We start from the raw sequence: 3,997 nt of genomic DNA on the forward strand, positions 1-3,997 counted from the left end.
CACCGGCGCGTAAAACACCCAGATATAACGCCAGTGCTTCACCGGATTTATCGACCTGAACGGCAACCCGATCGCCGGCCTGAAGCCCTGATGAGGCTAATAATGTGGCGTATTGTCCCGAACGTGCATGTAACTCGCCATAAGTCATAGAACTGTCAGTTTCGGGCATACGCAAGGCAGTGCGATCCGGATAAGGCGCAAAACGCTCATAAAATGCCTGGTATAAATTCATGCATCTTTCCTCTTGTATTTGTTTTCAATGCATTTTGATTGTAATTACTAATTACACTACAATGCAATTTCAATTGAAACTAAATATAAAGCCAATCAATCATGAGCATAATAAAAAGAAGAGTGTTGTATGAGGAAGTGGCAGAGATCCTTGCGAGGATGATCTATGAGAGCCGGTTAGAACCCGGTCAGTGGATCGATGAGATGAAACTCTGCGATGAACTGGGAATCAGCCGTACGCCGTTGCGCGAAGCACTTAAGGTGTTGGCATCTGACGGTTTGGTGGAGTTAGTACCACGCAAGGGCAGTTACGTAAAAAGCATCAGTCCAGAAGAGCTGGACGAACTGTTCCCGATCATGGCGTTGCTGGAAGGCTACTGCACTCAGCTGGTGGCGGAACGCGCCACTGCCAGTGAGTTACGTCGCTTACGCCACCTGCACGATTGTCTGGAAGAGAGCGCAGCCAAAGGCGATCTGGCCAGTTATTACGAGGAAAATATCGTTTTCCACGACGAGCTGAAAGCGGTCTCCGGTAATGAATGGTTGCAACGGATTACGCTTGATCTATCCCGTGTCATCCGTCTGGCCCGTCAGCAGCAACTGAAACTGCAGGGCCGCCTGCTCCATTCTCTGGAAGAGCACCGCAACATCATCACAGCAATTGAAGCGGGTGATGCCGCCGGTGCCAATCAAGCGATGCAGGTTCATCTGATGAATCAGTATGAAGCGCTGAAAGCCGCAATACTGGAGGACAGTGAACATGAAGTGGATTAACCGCCTGATCGATTCTGTAGCCACCCGGGGCCGCGAACTGTTACATGCAGAAGACCCATCCCGTTTTGATATGGCCTATTCGCTGCAGGAAGATTGCAGCGCGCTGTTGAATCAGCGCGGTGATGCGGTTGCATTGGCGATCGCTCAGCAGATTCTGGACCGCTATATACGCCTGACAACCGAAGAGAAACTGAGCTTCTTCCAGTATCTGGCACGTGACTTGTCACCGGATTATCAAGCGCTGGGGAAACATGCGCAGGCGATGGATACGCAACCGGATGCACACACCTATCGCCGCTTGTTGGCGTCCCTGCGTCAGGGGCGCTGGACATTGTTCGAGCTACTGAATATCCCCGGTGTTGGGACACAGGCGCTGGTACGGATGCGGGAAGATCTGCTCGATCATCTAGCGGATAATCCAGAGCTGAAAGCGGTCGATCTGGATCTTCAGACCATCCTGGAAGCCTGGTTTAACCGCGGATTTCTGGAGTTTCGAGAGATCAACTGGCACACTCCGGCCGATGTGCTGGAAAAACTGATTCGCTACGAAGCGGTTCACGAGATTCAGAACTGGCAGGATCTGAAACGGCGTCTGGCCTCTGACCGTGCCTGCTTCGCCTTCTTTCACCCGGCGTTGCCGGATGAACCCCTGATCTTTGTTCAGGTGGGTTATACCGACGCGGTGAGTACCGCTATTGATCCGTTTCTCGATCAGGATCAGCCGGAAGTGGATGCCGATCAGGCCAACACGGCGATCTTCTACTCCATCTCTAACTGTCAGAAAGGGTTGCGGGGGATCTCCTTTGGCAACTTTCTGATTAAGCAGGTGGTGCAGCATATTCAACAGAACCATCCGCATATCACTCAGTTCTCCACCTTGTCGCCAATTCCGGGACTAAGCCGGGCGCTGAATAGTGAAAAGTTGGATGAAACCCGGCTGGAGCAGTTGGCGGGCAATCAGCTGGGCGAGCTGAAAGAGCGCTATCAGGTCTCCAGTTTACGGGATCTGCTGCAACACAAAGCCGACAAACTCAGCGTGGATCATGCTCCCACTGTGCTGTTTATTGAAAAGCTGGGATTGGCGTATCTGACGGAAATTAAGCGGGAGAGTGAACCCTACGATCCGGTCGCGCGTTTCCATCTCAGCAACGGCGCTTCCATCTTCCGCATCAATGCGTTCGCCAATTGTCGCCCGTATGGACTGAAAAGCAGCTACGGTCTGATGGTGAATTACCTCTACGATCTTGGCCGGGTAGAGCAAAATCACGAGCAGTTTAAGCGTGACGGTACGATCGACGTCCACCGTGCGATGCGCAAAAAGCTGGGGTAACGGGATGCAACTGGCAGCGTCAAACCTGACACGCGCCGCTCAGCTGGCAGATCGGTTGCAGAGCCTTGAGGCGAAGCAACTGAATCCGCGTTCGGCAAGTTGGCTAGGGATGAGTGAGGGTGATCAACCGCAACGTATCGCCGTTTGGGCCAATCGGCCCGAGCATAGAGCGGGCAGTATCGATGGAGCGCTGGGAGACGAATTACTGGCCTTTCTGGCTGATGCGGAAGCCGCGAAGGTTGATCGTATTGTCCTGTGTCTCGATTCTGCTGGCGTGTCGTTGAAGGACGACTGGCAGGGGATGCAACGCTGCGCCGCTGCGATCAAAGCCCTGCACCGGCTGAATATTCATACCCGGATAGTGACCGTCGCCGTACTGGGTGAAAAGGTGGGGTGTTTTGGCGGTGCCCTGCTTATTGCCGGGGCCTGTCAGTATCAGCTGGGTTCAGTCAATGGTCAGTATGGGGTTTCCGGCAGCCGGGTCATTGCACAGTTAACCGGCGAAAAACTCAGCCAGACTCCGTTTTATTACAGCGCCGTATATCGTTTGTTGAATGCTGAACTGTCGGCATTGCTGCCGGACGATCCGATGCAGGTCATGAATCTGTTGCTGAGATTGCCGGTGAATCCAATAACCCTGCTAGGTTTGCGTCAGCGTTTGGATGATTTACTGCAAAAAAGTGCAGAAGATCATGCCGCACTGATCGATTCAGGGCTATTTTCTGCGGGCGTGACGCTGGCTGATGCGGAGCAAACTGACGCGCTGGGCTTTGCTGGAACGCAAGCGCTGGGCTGTGATGAGCTGCTGGCATTTTGTGATCAGTTACTGTCCCGACAGGAGGCCAATGAGACATTGCCAGCGCTGTCAGGTGATGCGGTTCAGCAGTTTAGTCTGCTCAACGAACAGCGGGGATTCTCTGCTTGTCTGAGTTTGACCGCTGCGATTCTACGGTACGCTGCGGAGCGTCAGCCCCCGTTAACCGTGAAGGTTGAGCAGGTTGGTAGTGGGGCAACCTTTATTGCGATGTCCCTGATGGCCGATGAATTAGTGCTGGAAAAGCACGTCAGAATCTACTCCCTGCCGCCGACAGTGATTGAGCAGTTTACCGGGAAGCTTGCTACGGAGTGTTGTCACGGGGTGGATTGGCAGGCCGAGAAGAGGGTACAGGCTAGGGTTTAAGGACTGCCTAAGAGTGGGATTGTTGTATATAATTGCGATTGCTTATCAATTGAATTCTTCATATTGATCTAAAGCAAGGGCGGCTTATAATGGCGCCCGTATACTTATACTCCCAATATAAATCCCATCTTCATCCTGCGCTCCATGTGTTCCAGTGCGGCTCTGATATAAAAGAACTTACGAATGGCAGATATTAATCTATATAAAAGCTGGCATCTTGCGCGTACCGAGCATGATGCATACACAACCGAGTTTGAATGGGCGCTACTGCGTTTTCACGAAGCATTTCAGCGCTTTTGCCTGCAGGTTGGCAGCACTTCCGGATTAAGTAACCTGACCTATCATGAGCTGATTATTCTGCATGTTATCCGCATGCAGGACCGGCCGAAACCGGTGACTATTATTGCGCGACTGCTGAACCGGGACGATATCCCGAACATTCAGTACAGCCTGCGTAAGCTGGTAAATCTGGAACTGATTGA

The 3,997-nt window shown here is 52.3% G+C and carries 5 protein-coding genes; 4 read left to right on the forward strand and 1 reads right to left on the reverse strand.

What is annotated here, in order from left to right:
- Positions 1–232, reverse strand: a 232-nt coding sequence (locus ABYW01_RS15975; RefSeq protein WP_372834556.1) for an AMP-binding protein, incomplete at its 3' end; no start/stop codon positions are given.
- 101 nt (positions 233–333) lie between these two features.
- Between ABYW01_RS15975 and ABYW01_RS15980 the strand changes: the two genes are divergently transcribed.
- The 4 genes from ABYW01_RS15980 to ABYW01_RS15995 all read left to right on the forward strand — a co-directional run.
- Complete coding sequence (locus ABYW01_RS15980; RefSeq protein ID WP_372834559.1) at positions 334–1,005, forward strand: GntR family transcriptional regulator; 672 nt, start codon at positions 334–336, stop codon at positions 1,003–1,005.
- Positions 992–2,335: a malonyl-CoA decarboxylase domain-containing protein gene (locus ABYW01_RS15985; protein ID WP_372834562.1), complete on the forward strand. Its 1,344-nt coding sequence runs from the start codon at positions 992–994 to the stop codon at positions 2,333–2,335. Before ABYW01_RS15980 ends, ABYW01_RS15985 begins: the two co-directional genes overlap by 14 nt.
- A gap of 4 nt (positions 2,336–2,339) precedes the next feature.
- Complete coding sequence (locus ABYW01_RS15990) at positions 2,340–3,515, forward strand: hypothetical protein (protein ID WP_372834565.1); 1,176 nt, start codon at positions 2,340–2,342, stop codon at positions 3,513–3,515.
- Positions 3,516–3,698: 183 nt separating this feature from the next.
- Positions 3,699–3,997, forward strand: a 299-nt coding sequence (locus tag ABYW01_RS15995; RefSeq protein WP_372834568.1) for a winged helix DNA-binding protein, incomplete at its 3' end; no start/stop codon positions are given.

This window comes from Pontibacterium sp. (assembly GCF_041587635.1).
GTDB lineage: Bacteria > Pseudomonadota > Gammaproteobacteria > Pseudomonadales > Balneatricaceae > Pontibacterium.